The sequence below is a fragment of the Capnocytophaga sp. oral taxon 335 str. F0486 genome, from assembly GCF_000277665.1.
Taxonomy (GTDB): domain Bacteria; phylum Bacteroidota; class Bacteroidia; order Flavobacteriales; family Flavobacteriaceae; genus Capnocytophaga; species Capnocytophaga ochracea.
This window is the reverse complement of sequence record NZ_AKFR01000037.1, coordinates 67825-87634: the sequence shown is the minus strand read 5'-3', so window position 1 is coordinate 87634 and position 19810 is coordinate 67825. Positions and strand designations below refer to the sequence as shown.

Sequence of the window (19810 nt, the reverse complement as noted above, 5' to 3'; positions counted from 1 at the left end):
CCCAGTGAAAGGCAGATTGTATACGCGTTACGCACCCGTACGCCGGTCTCTGTTACCCGAAAGTAACTTCCCCCTCGACTTGCATGTGTTAGGCCTGCCGCTAGCGTTCATCCTGAGCCAGGATCAAACTCTTCATCGTTAAAATCTTTTATATCTTCTAACCGATCTTCAAGTTATTGACTTCAGGTTTCACTCAATCCTTTAAATCTTTCTTTGTGCTGTACAACATTATGTCAAGGTACGTGTTGTTTCTTTCCGCTCCAGAGGCATTACTATCCTCTTTTGCGGGTGCAAAGGTATAACCTTTTTCCTTACCTCCAAAATTTTTATACAATTTTTTTTGAAAAAGTTTTTAGTTACTTGATAATTAGATATGTATTTTTATATTAGTCCCTAAAAAATGGTTAAAAAACTCTAAAAATATCCGAGACACAAGTCGCACGAATAAGAAAAAGGATAGATATGAGCTACAAAAAACTCCCCTATGGAGTTGTAGCGCGATAGGCTACTAAAAATATACATCTAAAAATTTTAAAAACAAAAGAGCTTTGTTATAAATTATAGCAATATCCCTTTACCTATCAGAATATCAGCGGAATAACAAGATATGCTACCAGCGCAGCTATCACTCCATATACCATCATAGGTACAACGGTAATTTTCATTATTTTCCCTTCGGCTTTATCAATGCCTAATACTGAACATACCGCGATAATATTATTGATACACACCATATTACCCATCGCTCCCCCTACTGATTGCAAGGCGAGTATCAGAGGTACCGAAAGTCCTGTGGTATTAGCAACCGAGTATTGCACGGCTCCAAAAGTAAGGTTCGATACGGTGTTAGAACCTGAAAAGAAAGACCCTACCGCTCCTAAATACGATGAAAAAATCGTCCAGTGACTGCCTGTGGCTTGTGCCAATCCACGACCGATAATTTGCACCATAGAGTTTTCACCTCCCATCAGCATTACATTTACCATAATAAGCGCACCTACCAAAGCCAAGAAAGGCTTCTGTATCTGCACAAAACTAGCCGAAAAAAGCTCTTTGGTTTGCTTCCATTTCAGCGAGAATAACGGAATGGAAATGAGTACTGTAACGACAAACGGAATGAGTGCAGGCACGTAGAACAGTTTATAGCTCTCGTTTTCGCCCGTAGCAAAAATATTATTCAGTGAAAAAATGAGTCCTTTAGTAACCTCAAAATCGCCCAGATAACCCAATTTTATAGTAAACCACTCAGTTGTATCATTCAAAAGTGCTTTTAGTGGAAGTTGTTTAATGCGGGTAAGTGCTAAAATGATAATGAGTGAAGCCGTAGGAAAAAGGGCTTTGATAAGTTCTGAAGCTTTTACCTTCTCGTGATGCACTTCACGGTTGTCAGTTTTAGATAGTCCTATTCCTTTGCTTGCAATGCCCACCGAGATAAAGAGCCCAATAGCCCCTCCTACCAAAGCGGGGAACTCGTAATTGAACCACGCAATAACCACGTAAGGCACCGTACACGAAAGAATACTAATGAGTATAAAAACTATATTTCGGCGTATCTGTTGCCAAGATACAATCACCTTGAGTGCCATCACAGGAATTACAAAAGCAGCAAACAGATGCACAATAGCCGTAATCCTACCTATGTCGGAAAGCTCAGTGTCAGAAATAGCTCCATTACCGATAAGCGTACCAAAACCAAACCACGTAGGGGTGCCCACTGCTCCAAACGATACGGGTACCGAGTTCATAATAAGTGCGAGAATGGCAACTTGCAACGGCTTGAAGCCTAATCCTACCAATAAAGGTGCTGCGATAGCCGCAGGCGTACCAAAACCACTGGCTCCTTCAATCATAAAGGCAAAAGCCCAGCCTATAATCATCAGCTGTGCCACAGGATTCGGACTGATGTTGCCTAACCAACGGCGCAACACATTCATTGCCCCTGTCATCTCCATCATTCGGTTGAAGAGCACCGCCCCAAATATTACCGTAATAGGCGTAGCTACCGATATGATAGCCTTAATAAAGTTAGCATTTACGGCTACAAAAGAGCCTTCAAAATAAGTTAGGTGCAACACATACACCAATCCTGCAATAAGCGGGAGTGCTATATACGAGGGAAGTGCGTTCTTTTTAACCATCAAATAGATGAGTAGTACTATCGGAAGTACGCTAAGAAATAAAGCCATAGGTTTCTTTTTTATTTTCTTTTGAGGGCAAAGATAGTGCTTTTTATTTAATATGCAAATATTACGAAAGAAATATGTTTTCAAGCGAAATAGCAAAGACAAAAAAAGAGTGAGCCCTTTTTGGAGGCTCACTCTTTTTCTAACAATGAAAAATGTTTAAATTTCTTTTAAGGGAATTGAACATCGTCGGTAGAGTCGTATCTAAGTTGTTTGAAGGTATTCTTTTTCTTATCTTTAAACTGTGCAAAGGTTCCTTTTACAATGACTTTTTTACCTTCTGTGCTGATTTTGGTTTTAAATTCATCTGGTAAATCATTGTAACCTTTAGTAGTAAGCTGTATTTCGGTATTATCTGTAGTAAATACTATTGTTGATCTACCATTTTTTAATGTGATATTTCCTGTGAGTTTTACTACTTTCCCTATTTGAAAATCAGCGACAGTGGCTGTAGAGGCATTTAACTCAGGAATATTTGGAGTTGCCCCAAATACGATATCACCTTCCACAGCATAAACCAATTGATGTACGGTATTTCCATTTACACTATAATCTTCAAATTTTCCTTTAATTGAAGTGAGCTTTTGTCCGTCAGTACCCAATTTAGTTTGAGCGTCTTTACTAAAAGATTTAAGATTAGGAGAGTACAACTGTATTTTATTACCATCAGAGAAAACAACGTAAGATTTTCCTCCTTCAACTTTTAGAGTGGCATTCTTTAAATTTACGTGCTTACCCACTTGGTAATCACTGGCAAGAGTAGCGGTTGTAGCGTCTATATCTACGTAAGTAATCGCAGCAGGTGCTTTTATAAATTCTATATCACTTTCTTTGCTGTACAGTATTTCTTTTACAACAGTACCATTTTTAAGGGCATAATCAGTAAAGGCTCCTGTAACGTTTATTTCATAACCTTCTGTTGCCAATTTTTCTTTAGCTGCATCTGAAATAGTTACGCCCTTAGCTGAAAACACTTGTATTTCAGTACCATCTTTGAAAATAATATAGGTTCTTCCGCTTTTTACTACTGTCGTACCGTGTAGTTTTACGGTTTTGCCTACTACATAATCAGCTACAGTAGCATTGCTCGCTTCTAAGGTCTCAACAGTCGTAGAGGTTTGTGTACCAGTTTGTGTACTGGTAGAAGTACCTCCTTTTACTACCAAATCAGCATAATTGCTTATCATAAATTGGTAGTCTTTGTTGAATTTAGTAAGCACTCCTGTTACTTCCACTTCACCGGCAGGCACTTTCTCGTCTTTAAACTTAGCATAACTGCTAGTTCTGAAGATAATGGTCTTCCCATTTGCATCGGTAAGCTTGTAATTAGTGGCGCCTCCAAGGGCATTGCTCTTGTCATAAAGTGTTTTACCTACGGCATCAGTAGGGAAATGTACCCCTTTAAGGGTAATGAGCTGGTCTACGTATGCTTCGGTAGATACTTCTTGTATAGAGTTACTCACTTTGGCTAATTCGGCAACTGTCTTGCGCTCACCTGTGTCAAACAAGTGTTTTTTATAAATCGCCTCAGCCATTGTGCCTACACTCACTCTTCCGCTTTTGGCAGTATAAGTGCCGTGACCTACCTCTATAGCACTATTGTTAAGCTGAGTGGTAAGGTCTTTCAAGCGCAATTGTACTTTAGCTCCTACGGGGAACTCGGTATAAAGACCACTTTTGTCAATCGCTACTGAAAGTCCTTGATTCTTATCAGCGTTCTGTATGTAGATTTTCCTGTAGAAGTTACCTCCTTCATCACTAGATATTACATACCCCTCAATAGCTTCATCAGCAGTATAGGTAGCCACTGAGGCAGTTACCTTTGTGAGTACGTTAGCAAAACTTACTACTTGACCGCTATAGTCAGGCAGTGGCTTTTTCCCGTTAGGATCGGGAATGTCATAATCGTCGTCCTTTACACACGATGTAATAGCGAATGCCGTAAGTAGGGCTATCGCCACTGGTTTTAATACGTTTAGTTTCATATGGCTATAAGTTTACAGTTATCAGTGTTTTGTTTTATTTTAAGGTTTGCTTATTCGCAATGCCCTATAGTCCATTTCTTGTTTCTCAACGTTTGCATTGTAGCTTGCTCTTCTGGATTGTCTTTAACTCTTGGGTTCATATAAACAGTGCCCCCGCCGTTTTCGTGCATAGTACTCACAACTTTCTTGAGTTTTTGACCAGAAAAGGTAAGATTAAAGCGTAATTCTTTCAGCTTTTTATTAGTGGTAAGATCTAAGCCTTCAAGAGGCAAAGCCGATACTTTCAAATAAACAAGCTCAGTGTTATTGTGCAAGTTCACTTCTTTTATTTTATTATGGCTCATATTCAATCTCTCCAATACAGTATTGCGAGTTACATCTAACGAAGTCACTTCATTATCATTACAATAGAAAGTCGTTACCTTACCGTAAACTCTCACAGTATTGCCCTGTAGCTTATACTTTGCTGTAGTAGCACTTAGGCGAACATCAGTACCACTGTCGTACACACCATTGTTGTTTAAGTCTACCCACACATCTTTTTTATCTGCTTCTTTGGCGTTTATTGTCAGCGTTATTTCGCTCCCCGCCTTTTTATCAGTGGTAAAAATCATATAGGGTGTCCCTTTAGGATTGTTGGGGTCAGGGTTTGAATTATTGTCTTTAGAGCAACTTACTAATACAGTAGTTACTACAAGGAACGCTAAAGCTCCTCTTCTGAAAATAGATTTTTTATTCATTATATTTATTAATGTTCAAATGAACAACGTTTTGTTTTGTTCTTACTCTACAATTGCCCACTAAGTAGGCAAGGCTACTTTTAAAACTTTACCTTTTATCTTTTACCTTTTCAAAGGCTCACCGCTAAGTTCACCATATAAGTACGTCCGTAACCCACAAAGTAACGATTGCCAAACGAAGGCACGTCTTGTGCGTTGTCCTGTACCATCTTGCCATAATTGGCAGTGCGCGATTGCTCAAATCCTCCTGAAAGGAATTGAGTGTCAAACAAGTTATTCACACTCACCATTAGGCTTACATAGGTTTTGTTGAGTCTCCACGACTTACCACCCACAAGATTTACCAAGAATACATCGTCCAAACGTTCTTGTTTGAGAAGCTTCCGAGCTAAGTCAGTATCAATATTAGTAAAAGGCACTTTCGTGGTTGGGTCTATAAAGAACTGCGAAGTGCGGTTCAAAGCCGATAACGATACGTAGTTTTGTGCCAAGAAATTAGCCGTTGCTCCTATCCACCAATACTTAGGGTGGCGATATTCCAAACCTAATGAATAGGCTTGTTGCGGACCGCTGGGCACGTGATAATTCTTCATCGTTACCTCATCAATAGCCTTGTTCACCTCTCCTGATGAAATGTAAAGCGACGGATTATTGATGTAAGTATATTGTCCTACCGAAGCTACTGCCGTAAGTTTAAGAGTAGGTATAAGTTGTGCTTCCGCTCCAAACTCCAACCCAAAATGGCGCTTCTTGATGCCTTCTACCGTTTGAGCCACAAAGTCTCTGTCTATTTCATCAGTAAGAGCCGTTTCAGTATAGAAGAAGTTTGTTTCCGCAGTATTCTCTATCTCGGTAAAGAATCCTGTAAGGCGTCCTTTTAGGTAAGGCATACGCAAAATATAACTCGCATCGGCAGTGTAAGCCAATTCGTTCTTGATATTAGGCAACAAGCGATTAGAATTGCGCACATTTGCATAGATATTGCGTAGCGATTGTGGTGTATTAAAATAGCCCACGTTCGCTTGTAACAAATGCCGACCAGTAAGTGCGTAGGTAAGTCCAGCTTTGGTACTCATTCCGTTTTGCACTTGCATAGCACCCTTTCCGTAAGAATCAGCATAGAGAGGATAGTTGAACTTACCTTCGCGTTGGATATCAGTATAATGGTAACGTCCTGCTACAAATAACTCGACGTTTTTAAACGTAAATTCAAACTGCGAGAAAGCTTCAGCTACATTGCTTTTAAGCGCATAAAAGTAATTCCACTTGTCGCCTTGCTTTTTCTTCATATCTGTTTCATCGGCATTGTAAGGCTTTCCTTCAAAGTAATCGTAGTTCATAAAGTAATCACCGCCAAGCAAATCGTCTACTTCAGCAAAGTTATCCGAAGAAACATTGCGGTACACTACACCCGATGTCCATTTGATGTTTTCGTGAATAGGCATAGAAAAGTTCACATTGGCTGAGAACGTGCGTTCGCGATTGATATCATTGCTCACAATAAAAGCACTGCGCTTATCGGTAGTGTTGTAGTTCGCCCGATAAAGCTCTTCCCAGTCCAGTTGTGAATGTGTTAAGAAATAGTCTTTCTGTAAGGCTGCCATCGTGGGGTCAGAAGGGTTTTGGTTTAGGTAATAACTTGGCAGAAGTTTATAGTAATTAGGCTCAGGATTTTGAGCATTCGAATAACTAATACGCGTATTACCTATTTCACCAAACTGATAACCCAAGTCCACATTCAGGCGCGTGTCGTTTTTCAAATAGTTATAAGACAAAACGAAGATAGGCTCTGAAACGATACGGTTACGCGAATTGCGCTTGTCGCCATTTTGTTTACCCCAAAAAGGATTGTATTGGTAGCCCATCAAATCAAGTACCTCACGAGTTAGTGGCGAGGTCTTACCGCGCTTCACCGGCGAAAACATACCTATAAGGTTAAAGCTACTATAGTTATTAAGCTGATATTCTATTCCTGCTGCAAAAGCATAAGCGTTGTAGAGCGTACCGTCTACCCAACTACCCTGAGGCGCAAACCTGCGTGAAGCCGAAACCATATACGCCAATCCGTTGCGCTGTACACCCGAGTTGTAAGTAGCCATAAGCCTACCGGTATAACTGCGGTTGCTGGCAGAAGTTGTTATGCGAAGTCCTGCACGATTAAGCGACGGACGTATATTGATGTAGTTAGAGCCCATCAATCCCCCAAAAGTATAGTCGGATTTTACCAATCCGTTGCTCATTTCTTGGTTGCGAGTGATGTCGTTAAGCCCTCCCCAATTCGCCCATTGGGCACGACCGTTTTCAAGTCGGTTCATCGGGATACCGTTAATGAGCACCGTTACGTCTTTGGAGTCATAACCACGAGGTTTGAAGAACACCGAACTGAAATCGAAAGCCGCCCTACGCATAAACACGTCTTGTGAACTTTGCAAAAGTCCCGACATCGCATCAGCACCACTTTCGTCGTCTTCTAGTTCGCTTTCAGTAATCACTGCCAATTGCTCAGCTTCCTGCTGATAGTCGCCCGAGAGGGAAACCGTAGGCACGGTGTAAGGATGAGTGTCTCCTAATGAAATGAGTTGCTCAGCACTGCTATAACCACTAAGGGAGAAGAGTAGCAAGTGTTCCCCTTCTGGCAATTGAAGCGTATACTTACCTTTACTATTGGTAACTGCTTCGCGCGGAGAAGTGCTCACACGCACTTTTACCCCTTGCAAAGGCTTGCTGCTTAGTTCATCTATCACTGTTCCTTCCACTTTCACTTGCGAAAACGCCGAAACCGATATGAACAATAGCACATAGAGATATAATTTCCTTAACATAATACTATGAGGTTGATTTCTTTAAAATATGTGCCAAAGGTACAACAAAAAAATGAAATAGCAAAATAAACGAAATAAAATTATTTTAAAAGAGGTCAAATAGAGTATTATAGCTGTCATAGCTTTATATTTTCTTTAAGAAAACCCCACCCGAAAGAATAGTTTCCACCACATTACCTTCGACTTTCCGTCACCATTTTTTAATTTACTAATTCTCTAATTTGCTAATTTTTACTGCTCTTTTGGTATCTTTGGTAATTTTAAAACGGTCGTCTAAGCGTTTGCCTACCACCCACACAATATCCTCACCACTGCATAAAAGCACTTGCTCTTCGCGCTCTATTTGGGTGTATTTCTCATCGGTAAAGAACTTGCTGAGCTTCTTCTCACTGTTCATTCCAAAAGGATAAAACACATCGCCTTCTTTCTTATAGCGCAACATAAGTGGGTATTGCAATTTGTCGGCATCTACATATATTTCAGTAGGGATTGGATTTTTCACTTTCACCTTGCCCTCTATAAATTCAAAACGAAGATGAACGGGGTCGTACACCTCAGCCATATCTTCCGAAATCAGCAAACTTAAACTGCGTTTTGCTTCATTTGGTTTTAACCAAAGACAAGTGTTGTCTTTTATGAGGATATGGGTAGGCGAAAGTACTTGTTTACCCGCTTCGGCATTCAGCAATAGGTTTTTGAGGTCTTTTACATTGCCAAATCCGTAAGGGTAGAAGAGTTTATGTAAAACAAAGTCCAATTCAGGAACAACTTGTAGTTTTTCTATGTCTATTTGTATAGGATTATGTCCTTCAAAACAAGTTTCTTTGAGTTTTCCTATATAAAAGTCTATAAATCGTGCTGATTGGTGTAAGTATTCCTGCGTTTGATTAAAATTCTCTAAATAATTAGGGTGTACTAATGCTAATTTCGGTATTATATCGTGCCGAATTACATTGCGCACGTATTTATTTGTTTCATTACTACTGTCTTCACGCCATTTAAGGCGTTTTGCTTGCGCATATTCGTATATCTGCTGACGAGAGAATTGTAATAACGGACGTATGATAGTATCTTTTTCTTCTGGAATGCCTAAAAGCCCCTCTAAACCACTACCTCTGGAAAGGTTAATAAAGAAGGTTTCGAGGTTATCATTGGCGTGATGAGCCGTAGCGATAGCATCGCAGAAATGGGTGCTTGCCAGCTCATCGAACCACTGATAGCGCAATTCGCGAGCTGCCAACTGAGTATTCAATTGATGAGAACTCGCATATTGATGTGTATCAAAACGCTTTACTTCTAAAGGAACGCCAAGCTCCGCAGCAAAAGTGCGTACAAAAGCCTCATCGTCGTCACTTTCTGTTCCGCGCAATTGAAAGTTGCAGTGTGCTAAAAGCACTTCTATACCGTGAGTGTACAGTAAATGTGTGAGTACTACGCTATCGATACCGCCACTAATGGCAACCAATATTTTTTTCTCTTTAAGTTTTTTAATCTCAACATTCATAATTTATTCACCTCTTTTTAATTGCCCGTGTGGCTCACACTTATACCACTCCAAATCGGGCACTAGTATTCAGTTTACCGATAAGGCTTTTGGCAGTAGTACAAGGATATGCTTTTTTGCGATACTGACTGATGGGCTGAATCCCTACAAGACTATTGGTAAAGAACAGCTCGTCGGCTTTTTGAAGTTCAAAAGGTGAAATAGAGGTCTCTATCACCTCGTAGTCTTCGGTTTTATTAAGGGTTTTGATAAGCATCTTGCGGGTAATACCACTGAGTGCTCCATCGGTTAGTGGGGGCGTTTTTAAGGTATTACCTTGCACTACAAAGAGGTTACCGTTCAGCATTCCTGCAATACTCTTGTTGCTGTTGAGCAAGATGCAATTCTGATAGTCGTTTTCTTCGGCAAAGATACTGCCTAACACGTTCACCGTGCGATTAATATGCTTTACATTTGCTAAGAGGTCGGGTTGTACAAAAAAGTCTTTAAAGAGTTCTACCTCGTAAGGTTCTTCGTTGAGTACATAGAAAGGATTGTTCATCACTTCGGTTTCTATGATATAATCTACCTCATTGGTAATGGGCGTATACTTACCCCCATCTTTACGGAAAACAGTAATACGCACTCGTACCGGATTATTTTCGAGGCTATTGGCTTTAATAAGTGTAAGGATTTCGTCTTCGAGGTACTCCATAGAGAATACCATAGGGATATCCATACGCAAGATACGCATACCTGCCATTAGGCGCAGGTAGTGTTCTTCCCAAAAGATTAGTTTTTGGTAGCTGTATTTGCAAGTATCGAACACGCCATCGCCGTAGAGGAAAGCACGGTTTTTAATAGTTAAGACAGTATCGCTATCGGTAATAAGGTTACCGTTATAATTGAGTTTCATATTTAGCTTGCTCCTATTTTAGCTTTAAGGTCGTTTATTTGGAGCTCCCAAAGCTGTTTGGCTTCTTCTATTTCATTAGGGAGGGCAAAATCAGTAATGATAAGGGAGACTTCTTGAGTCATATCATTCACATTGATTTTAATTTCGAAATAAGTAGAAGCGTCGTTATCGTCTTCCCAATGGAAACGAATATGGTCGTCCAACTTTTTGCGCAATATCTGAGCTGCTTCTTCTACTCCATTCCATACAAAAGTGTAGATTTCTTCATTAGCGCGCACATCGTCGGCGTACCACGAAGCGAGACCTGCTGGAGTGGAGATGTATTGATAGAGCAATTGCGGAGAGGCGTTTACGGTAACTTCTAATTGATATTTTTCTTTTGTTTGCATAGGCAAATAGGGTATTATTACACTGTTTGATGGGCGCAATATACAACTATTTTTTGAAATAGCAAATTATTTTACCCCTTTATCACCTGTGCGAGTTGCTCCACGAATAACGCTGAGGGTTTGTTGAGTAATACCTAATAGAGAAGCTATGTGCCCTAAGGGGGCACGCAGAAGTATTTGAGGATAAGTGTACAAGAGGAGGTCATACCGCTCTTGGGCAGTTTGGAATTTTATAGTATGTAGGCGTTCAGTAAGCGATTTGATAGCTGACACTAATAGGAATCGCATTAGGCGTTCGAGTTCTTGGTGTTCGTTTATTACGCGTTCTACTTCGGGGAAAGAGGCTACCCATACTACACTGTCTTCCAGCGTTTCTAAAGAGAAGAGTGAAGGCTGGGAGAAATAGATATTTTCTACGGGAAAATAAAACATTTGTTCCAAAAGGAAGGTGTGGGTAATGTCTTTATCTTCTTTGTTATAAAACAGGCGCAAGAGTCCCTTTTCAACATAAAACAACTGCTTGGAATATGAGCCTTCTTTGAGCAACAAGTGGTACTTTTTGTACTCTTGTTGCTCAAATAGGCTATTGATAAAAGCAAGTGTCTCGGTGTTGATTTGAGTTTCTTGGTGTAGGTACTCGGTGAGCGTCATTTTTGGGGTATGGCTATTGCATATTTTTAGCCTCGATGCTAAGAGTAGCGTGAGGTACTGCCATAAGGCGACGTTTATCGATGAGTTTACCTGTTACACGACAGATGCCATAGGTTTTGTTTTCGATACGGATAAGTGCATTCTTGAGGTCGCGTATGAACTTTTCTTGGCGAATAGCCAATGCGGTATTTTCCTCTTTGCTGGTTACCTTAGAGCCTTCTTCAAAGGCTTTGAAAGTGGGAGATGTATCGTCGGTACCATTAGTGGCACTGTTCATATATGAACTCTTGATAAGCTCTAAATCGGTTTGTGCTTTTTTGATTTTTTCTTCTATAAGCGCTTTAAATTCTTCTAATTCCTTATCGGAATAGCGCACTCTGATGTTTCCTTCTTCCATAAAAATTATAGTATTTATTAAAATTGGGGCGTAAAATTACTATTATTTTCAGAACTACCAAAATAAAAATGTTATTTTTTTTATTTGGGATTATTATTTCTGATAAAAACGCACCCAATCTACGTACATTCTTACTGGTTTGGTAAAAGGTTTTACTTCGCCTACCCAGCTACCGCCTAATTGCATATCGATGCGCAACATATAGGGGCGAGCAAAAGGGAATTGCCCTTCACTTTCTTTTCCGGGGACACGTGCATAACTAAAAGTTTGTTTGCCGTTTACATAAAAGCGCAATTCATCGGTGTCGAGCTCTACGGCATAGATGTTATAATCATCGGGGTTGATAGGAGCTGTAGCGGTGCTTTTAGGGGTGCGCTTGGTAGGGTCTTTTTTGCCCGCTTGGGTGTAAGTGGAGTGTACCGTATGGTGTACAAAAGGCTCGTAATTGAGTCGTTCGACGATGTCTATCTCACCGCCCGTAGGCCAAGTAGCATTGGGTACCATCCAGATAGCAGGCCAGGCTCCTTGAGTGGCTTCGAGCTTACAACGGATTTCTAAGCGTCCTTTTTCGAAGTATTTTTTGTCCTTGGTAGAAACACCCCCAGTGATATATTTAGACTTGTCTTTGGCGGGGTTGGCACTAGGCTTGCCTAAAAGGATAAGATTGCCATTCTTTATCTCGAACAAACTAGGGTCTTGACTCATTGTTTTGCACCAATCGGCATCCGATTTTGGGCACCCCGATATTTTTGACCATATACCGGTAGCAAAGATATTATCGCGATTAAAATCGTCTTCCCAAACTAATTTCCACCCTCCTTTTTTTAAATAATCGTTATTTTCTTTTGTTGAAGGGTCTTCCTTTTCTTGCTGAGAGCAGGCTATGCTAATGCTCATCACGCATAAAATAATAAATATGTTTTTCATATTGATATTGTTTTAATTAAATGTAAATATAAGGGCAAAGGTACAAAATAATTTTTTATTAGCAAAAAGAAGAAGTGAGGCCTTAGGCCATAGGCCATAGGCATTAGGGGGAGAAGCGACGGTCATTATTGTTGTATAAACACCCGACCTTGCGGACTTCTTTCAAAAGGAGAATGCGGTGACGGAAAAGCTACGGGCGATTAACTTTGGCAAAGGTGCGAGCCGCAAAAAGTGACATATCAGAACCATCGGAAGAAAACGGAGGAATTCGGAAGGAGTGATTTAGGAGAGAGGTAAAAAATGAGCTGTAAGATGGGTGGGGTTAGCTTATAGAGAGCTTATAGGAAGCTTGTACGAATCTTGGACGATTGGTATAGAAAGGGTATATAAGTGGTTGGTTCATAATATGATACAACAGTCCTAAAAATGTTAAAAACGGGGTTTCGAGGCGAAAGAAAAGGAATCCTCACCCCGTCCCTCTCCCAAGGAGAGGGGGCGTAGTGACGAGTAGAGAGCGACGAAAAAAGGAGAATGTAGTGACGGAAAGTCGAAAGAAACATCCTTCTTTACACATACCCAACTGTCGCTGGCTACCTCAAAGAGGGGGAATGTGTGACGCAAAAAACGACTATGAGGTTGTAAATCAGAGACAATTATTTCTCAAAACCTTGATTCACACTGATAATTTTCTTACATTTGTGCGCTTTCGCAAATTGTGAAATTTGCTCATTTGCTAATTATGCCCTACCTTTGCGCTTTATTACTCACTATGACAATAGATTTTGAACATAAACAGTCGGCGCACTGTGAAAACGGGGTAGCATCTAATTTGTTGCACTTCAATGGAGTAGAACTGAGTGAACCGATGGTCTTTGGGATTGGGTCGGGACTGTTGTTCTTCTACTTTCCTTGGATAAGAGTGAACGAAGCACCTGCTATTAGTTACCGCACAATGCCGGGACACATTTTCAGTAAAGTAGCCAAACGTTTAGGATTTAAGGTGAAACGCCAAAAGTTTTCTTCCCGCGAAAAGGCAGAACAAGTCCTCGACAACAATCTTGCCAAGGGTATCCCTACGGGCTTGCAAGTGGGGGTGTTCAACCTACCTTATTTTCCCGATGAGTACCGCTTTCATTTTAACGCGCATAACTTAGTGGTTTATGGCAAAGAAGACGGCAAGTACCTTATTAGCGACCCTGTGATTCCTTATACTACGACTCTTACGCCTGAGGAACTCAGCAAAGTGCGTTTTGCCAATGGGGTATTGGCACCCAAAGGACACCTCTACTACCCTACTCATTTACCCAAAGAGCTTCAGTTGGAAAAGGCAATATGGAAGGGTATCAAGCAGACGTGCAGTACAATGCTCGCTCCTGTACCGATAGTGGGCGTGGCAGGTATTAAGAAACTCAGCAAGGATATACTGAAATGGCACCGCAAGTTGGGTGCGAAGACTACCAATCACTACCTTGCTCAGCTGATACGTATGCAGGAAGAGATAGGTACTGGGGGTGCGGGATTTAGGTTTATCTACGGTGCTTTTTTGCAAGAAGCAGGTAAACTCCTGAAAAACGATGCTTTATTAGAACTCTCTAAAGAAATTACCGATATAGGCGATGCGTGGCGTGATTTTGCGGTAGCCATAGCCCGCGTATACAAAAACCGTAGCACCCAAGCCGATGTGTATAATGCCCTCTCACAGCAGTTGTACACCATAGCCGAGAGAGAAGAAGCGTTTTTTAAGAAACTTCGGAAAGTGAAGAAATAGGAATTAATTTAATTAGGAAAAATAGTTTTTATGATTTATCTTTGCCAAAAAAAATAATAAGAAAATGTCTAAGAAAATAGAAGCAAATACTGATTTGTGGGTATATGATTTACTTAAAGAAGCTGGTATTACACCTACAGCACAAGGAAGTTCCATACTAGAGATAGATAAGGCTCTAAAAACTGCCTCCAAGAAAAAAAATGGAGAAAAAGGCAGTCCTGAATATATTGCTACAGTAAAAGATTTTTTACTTGTAATAGAAGATAAAAAGGACACTACTTTACATGTAAAACGAAATGAGAATAATCTTATTGCTCAAGATATAAATGGAACCATTAACTATGCTTTGAACGGGGCTTTGCACTATGGCTTGCATCTTATCAAGAATACCTCATATAAAAAAATCTTAGCTTTTGGAATTTCAGGTGATGAAAAAAGACATCGAATAACTCCTATTTTTATAAATGAACGAGGAGAATATAAAGAATTAGAAGATGTGGAAACTTTTACATTATTCAATGAAAAAAACATTGAAGAATATTATATTCAAAGTGTTGTAAAAGAAAAAACTACACAAGAAAAAACTACAGAAGAAATTCTTAAAGATGCTAAAGTATTACATAAAGATTTGAGAGATTATGGTAGTATTCAAGATAAAGACAAACCTTTGATTGTATCAGGTATTCTCCTTGCTCTCAATGAAGTAAAATTTGGCAGTTTTTCAATTAATACCCTTACAGGGGATAGTATGAAAACTGATGGAGAAAAAATATATGATGCTATCGCAACTAACTTGGATAGAGCTCGAGTTTCCCCATTAGTAAAAAAAGACAAATTGCTAAGCCAATTTACGATTATTAAGGACACTAAAGCCATTAACGAAATAAATACCTCTTTAGGTAAGACACCCTTAAAACACTATACAGAATTTTTAGATTCTAATGTTTATCATAACATGAAATATATTTCTTCAGCTGAAGATTATATAGGAAGATTTTATAGCGAATTTATGTCCTATTCAAGTGGTGATGCCCAATCTTTAGGTATTGTTCTTACTCCTAAGCACATTACAGAACTTTTTTGCGAACTCATTCAACTGAAATCCACTGACACAGTGCTTGATCCCTGTTGTGGTACGGCGGGTTTTCTCATTTCAGCAATGCACTATATGTTGCAACAAACTCAAGATGTACAATTACAGGCTAATATCAAAAAACAACAATTACATGGATTAGAGATGCAACCTTATATGTTTACTATTGCTACCACTAATATGATTTTACGAGGGGATGGAAAAAGTAATTTAGAACAAGAAGATTTTTTAAAACAAAATGCTCATCAACTACAATTAAAAGGTTGTAATATAGGAATGATGAACCCACCTTATTCACAAGGTTCAAAAACAAATCCAACCTTGTATGAAATAGCTTTTACGGAACATTTATTAGACTCTTTAACTATCGAGGGAAAAGCTATTGTAATTATTCCTCAATCGGCTGTGACAGGAAAAACAAAAGAAGAGAAAGAAATTAAAAAAAATATTCTCAAAAAGCATACTTTAGAAGGAGTTATTACTCTTAATAGAAATACGTTTTATGGGGTAGGTACTAACCCTTGTATTGCAATTTTTACAGCTGGAATACCTCACTATAAAAATAAAATAGTTAAGTTTATTAATTTTGAAAATGATGGTTTTGAAGTTCAAAAACATATAGGACTTATTGCAACTCAATCGGCAAAAGACAAAAAACAGCATTTGCTTGACGTATGGTTTGATAGGCAAGAGGCAGAGACAAAATTCTGTGTAGAAACTACCATTGAGGCTGATGATGAATGGTTACATTCTTTTTACTATTTCAATGATGAACTACCTGTAGATGATGATTTTGAAAAAGTAATAGCTGATTACCTTACTTTTGAAGTGAATATGATCACTCATGGGCGAGCTTATCTTTTTGAAGAAAAAAATAAACTATGAAAGAAGCGTTAAATTTAAACAATAGAAAGTGGAAATCCTTTAAAGTAAGTGATATTTTTTATATCTTTACAGGAGCTTTACTTAATAAAGAAGAAATGCAGGGAGGTAATATTCCTAGAATAACAGCTACTGATATTAATAATGGAGTAGCTCTTTTTACTAATAGAGTAGAAAGTAATAAATTTAGAACTTTTGAAAATTTCATTAGTATCTCTTTTTTAGGGAGTGTATTTTACCAAAAAAACCTTTCAAGTCTTGATATGAAAATACATGGTATTTCTCCAAAAGGATACAATTTAAATTCTTATTCAGCAAAATTTTTAATACCCATAATAAAGAAGTTCGCTTTTAAATATCATTATGGTTATCAATTATCTACTTCTATATTAAGGAGACAAAAAATGTTACTACCCATAAATAATGAATCTCTCCCAGATTGGCTTTTTATGGAAAATTATATAAAGCAAAAGGAATTTACTTTTAAAAAGCTTTTAACCACATATTACACTCATAAAAATCTTAACATTACCATTATAGACCAAAATTTGAAAGACAAACAATGGAAATCATTTTTTATAGGTGGTGAAGATGGGGTTTTTGATATCAAAGCTACAAAAAGTGGTATAGACAAAAAAAAACTTTCCATAATAGAAGGAAATACCCCATACATTACTCGTAGTAACATTGATAATGGTATCCAAATGTTTGTAAATAAGCAAAAAGCAATATATCAAGCAGATGAAGGAAATGTTATTACTATCGGCTTGGATACTCAGACTGTTTTTTATCAAGAAAATCCCTTTTATACTGGACAAAATATTCAAATTCTAAGAAATCCTTATCTAAACAAATATATTGCTTTATTTATAATTCCTTTATTGAAGTTACAAATGCAAAAATTCTCTTGGGGTAGTAATGGAGCTACTTTAGGAAGATTAAATAGAACAAAGATTCTTCTTCCTGTTAATGAAAAAGGGAGTCCTGATTGGAATTTTATGGAAAACTATATAAAACAAAAAGAACAAATAAAGATAAATAGTATATTAAATCACTATAAGAAATAACCTATAATAATGAACAAAATCAACCTTTTACTTTTATTAGGCGTTGTCGCTACAAGCTGGGCGCAACAACAGCAAACCCTCGAAAAAGGGTGGAAATTTACCCGTGAGGACAAACCAGTGTTCTCGCAAACTAATTACAACGATGCGAAATGGCAACGCGTTACTGTGCCTCACGATTGGGCTATCTATGGTCCTTTTGATATAGAAAACGATATCCAACGCACGGCTATCAAGCAGGACGGACAAAAAGCAGCTATTGAACACACGGGGCGTACTGGCGGACTGCCTTTTGTAGGCGTAGGTTGGTACCGCACGCAGTTCAACGTGCCTGAACTTACGTCTGATAAGCAAGTGTTTGTAGAGTTCGACGGAGCGATGAGTAACCCCGAAGTGTTTGTAAACGGACAAAAAGCCGGCGAATGGCACAACGGCTACAACACTTTCTTCTTGGATATCACTCCTTACGTAAAAGCTAATAACAACACTTTGGCAGTGCGACTCAACAACCTTACCCAGATGTCGCGTTGGTATCCAGGGGCAGGCTTGTACCGCAATGTGCATATCATCACTAAAAACAAGACGCATATCCCTATTTGGGGCGTACAGATTACCACCCCCGAAATAACAAATAACTTCGCCAAAGTAGTAGTAAATACTGAGTTTGTAACTGATAAGAAGACTACTGTTGCGGCAGAAACTGTTATTTTCAATAATCAAGGTGAAAGAGTAGCGTATGCTAATACCAAAGCGACTCCTTACACTACCGATAAGATTTCAGCAGAGCTGTATATTGATAATCCTCGCTTGTGGGACATCGGTAAACCTTACCTCTATAAAGCGGTTACCAAGCTCTATGAAGGTGATACTGTAAAAGATGAGGTAACCACTACTTTTGGGGTTCGCTCTATCGAACTCAAGCCTAACGATGGTCTGTACCTCAACGGACGCAAAATCAAAATTCAAGGGGTGTGTATGCACCACGATTTAGGTCCGCTGGGCGGGGCAGTAAATGAGAGTGCTATACGCCGACAAATACGCATTATGCAGGATATGGGTGTGAATGCTATCCGCACTTCGCACAATATGCCCGCGCCTGAATATGTGCGCGCTGCCGATGAAATGGGTATGCTACTCGCCGTAGAGAGCTTTGATGAGTGGGCTATCCCCAAAGTGGAAAACGGTTATCACCTTTACTTCAAAGAATGGGTTGAAAAAGACCTTACGAACCTCGTAAAACACTACCGCAACAACCCTAGCGTGCTGATGTGGTTCATCGGCAATGAGGTGGAAGAACAGAGCGTAGAAAGTGGCTCGCAAGTAGCGCGCTATTTGCAAGATATCATCAAAAAATACGATACTACCCGCCCCGTGAGCAATGGTATGGATAGACCCCACGATGTGCTTAAAAACAATATGGCAGCAACGATGCAGTTAATGGGTTTTAATTACCGTCCGTTTAAGTACAAAGAGGCTTACCGCAAGTTGCCACAACAGCTTATTTTGGGTAGTGAAACCGCTTCAACGGTGAGCTCGCGTGGGGTGTATAAGTTCCCCGTAGAGCGCAAATCAATGACTAAATACCCCGATATGCAATCGTCGTCTTATGACGTAGAACACTGCGGTTGGTCGAACTTGCCCGAAGACGACTGGATACATCAAGAGGATTTGCCTTATACCGTAGGAGAGTTCATCTGGACAGGTTTCGACTATCTCGGTGAACCTACTCCTTACTATGTGGAATGGCCTTCCCATAGTTCCTATTTTGGAGCAGTAGATTTGGCTGGGCTACCCAAAGATCGCTTCTATCTCTACCGCTCGCATTGGAATAAGGAAGCCGAAACCTTGCATATCCTCCCTCATTGGAATTGGGAAGGGCGCGAGGGTGAAGTAACTCCTATCTTCGTTTATACTAATTATCCTTCCGCCGAATTGTTTATCAATGGCAAAAGTCAAGGGAAACGCAGTAAAGACCTTTCGGTGAAATTAGAAGAAAAAGAACAAGAGAGAAATCCGTCAGACCTCAACCGCCAAAAGCGTTACCGCCTAATGTGGATGGATACTAAGTACGAACCTGGTACTGTGAAAGTAGTAGCTTACGATGCTAATGGTAAGGCTGTAGCCGAAAAAGAAATACGTACCGCTGGCAAGCCTTATGCTTTGCGCCTTAGCACTGAGCACAAAACAGTGCTCACCCCTAATAGTAAAGACCTCGCTTTCATCACCGTAGAAGCGGTAGATAAGGACGGCAATTTATGCCCAACAGTGAATGACCTTGTGCAGTTCAGCGTTAAAGGTGCTGGTTTTTATAAAGCTGCTGCCAATGGCGATGCTACTTGCACCGACCCTTTTCACTTACCTAAAATGCACCTATTCAACGGAAAATTAGTGATGATGGTACAAGCAGGTGAAAAAGCAGGCGAAATTAGTATTGAGGCAAAAAGTAAAACGCTAAAAGGAAAGATTTCAGTAGAAGTTAGAAAATAGAACATAGAAATTAGATGCTGTTA

General features: G+C 39.5%; 14 protein-coding genes and 1 rRNA gene. 4 read left to right on the top strand and 11 right to left on the bottom strand.

Translation table 11 applies throughout. The features are described from left to right. From HMPREF1320_RS10295 to HMPREF1320_RS10245, 11 genes are all read right to left on the bottom strand, one after another. Nucleotides 1–139: ribosomal RNA gene (locus tag HMPREF1320_RS10295) — 16S ribosomal RNA — on the bottom strand; the annotation flags it as partial. Nucleotides 140–581: 442 nt separating this feature from the next. Further along, nucleotides 582–2186, bottom strand: coding sequence for an L-lactate permease (locus HMPREF1320_RS10290; RefSeq protein ID WP_009418564.1), 1605 nt, complete (start codon nt 2184–2186; stop codon nt 582–584). 167 nt (nt 2187–2353) lie between these two features. Next, a complete protein-coding gene (locus tag HMPREF1320_RS10285) occupies nt 2354–4168 on the bottom strand; it encodes a DUF5689 domain-containing protein (protein ID WP_009418592.1) in 1815 nt (604 codons plus the stop codon). A gap of 50 nt (nt 4169–4218) precedes the next feature. Beyond that, nucleotides 4219–4908 carry a hypothetical protein gene (locus HMPREF1320_RS10280; protein WP_009418622.1) on the bottom strand — a complete coding sequence of 230 codons (690 nt, stop codon included), beginning with the start codon at nt 4906–4908 and terminating at the stop codon, nt 4219–4221. A gap of 110 nt (nt 4909–5018) precedes the next feature. Beyond that, the gene (locus HMPREF1320_RS10275) at nt 5019–7730 is read right to left on the bottom strand and encodes a TonB-dependent receptor (protein ID WP_009418612.1); all 2712 of its coding nucleotides are present in this window, start codon (nt 7728–7730) and stop codon (nt 5019–5021) included. Between the two features lie 208 nt (nt 7731–7938). Continuing rightward, nucleotides 7939–9234, bottom strand: coding sequence for a tRNA lysidine(34) synthetase TilS (gene tilS, locus HMPREF1320_RS10270; protein ID WP_009418604.1), 1296 nt, complete (start codon nt 9232–9234; stop codon nt 7939–7941). A 40-nt stretch (nt 9235–9274) separates the two neighbouring features. Next, entirely contained in the window at nt 9275–10129 is an 855-nt protein-coding gene (locus HMPREF1320_RS10265; RefSeq protein ID WP_009418584.1) for an aminotransferase class IV, read from the bottom strand. Nucleotides 10130–10131: 2 nt separating this feature from the next. Then, nucleotides 10132–10518, bottom strand: coding sequence for an START-like domain-containing protein (locus HMPREF1320_RS10260; protein WP_002673936.1), 387 nt, complete (start codon nt 10516–10518; stop codon nt 10132–10134). A 66-nt stretch (nt 10519–10584) separates the two neighbouring features. Beyond that, nucleotides 10585–11169 carry a Crp/Fnr family transcriptional regulator gene (locus HMPREF1320_RS10255; RefSeq protein ID WP_009418610.1) on the bottom strand — a complete coding sequence of 195 codons (585 nt, stop codon included), beginning with the start codon at nt 11167–11169 and terminating at the stop codon, nt 10585–10587. 13 nt (nt 11170–11182) lie between these two features. Continuing rightward, nucleotides 11183–11566 (bottom strand): TraR/DksA family transcriptional regulator, encoded by a 384-nt coding sequence (locus HMPREF1320_RS10250; RefSeq protein WP_002673934.1) that lies wholly within the window; start codon nt 11564–11566, stop codon nt 11183–11185. A gap of 93 nt (nt 11567–11659) precedes the next feature. Continuing rightward, nucleotides 11660–12493 (bottom strand): glycoside hydrolase family 16 protein, encoded by an 834-nt coding sequence (locus HMPREF1320_RS10245; RefSeq protein ID WP_009418577.1) that lies wholly within the window; start codon nt 12491–12493, stop codon nt 11660–11662. 769 nt (nt 12494–13262) lie between these two features. Between HMPREF1320_RS10245 and HMPREF1320_RS10240 the strand changes: the two genes are divergently transcribed. From HMPREF1320_RS10240 to HMPREF1320_RS10225, 4 genes are all read left to right on the top strand, one after another. Continuing rightward, entirely contained in the window at nt 13263–14261 is a 999-nt protein-coding gene (locus HMPREF1320_RS10240) for a BtrH N-terminal domain-containing protein (RefSeq protein ID WP_034554552.1), read from the top strand. A 64-nt stretch (nt 14262–14325) separates the two neighbouring features. Next, complete coding sequence (locus HMPREF1320_RS10235) at nt 14326–16239, top strand: class I SAM-dependent DNA methyltransferase (protein WP_009418598.1); 1914 nt, start codon at nt 14326–14328, stop codon at nt 16237–16239. Then, a complete protein-coding gene (locus tag HMPREF1320_RS10820; RefSeq protein WP_009418586.1) occupies nt 16236–17303 on the top strand; it encodes a restriction endonuclease subunit S in 1068 nt (355 codons plus the stop codon). The genes HMPREF1320_RS10235 and HMPREF1320_RS10820 overlap by 4 nt, the downstream gene beginning before the upstream one ends. Before the next feature lie 9 nt (nt 17304–17312). Further along, entirely contained in the window at nt 17313–19787 is a 2475-nt protein-coding gene (locus tag HMPREF1320_RS10225; RefSeq protein ID WP_009418578.1) for a DUF4982 domain-containing protein, read from the top strand. Nucleotides 19788–19810: the final 23 nt, after the last annotated feature.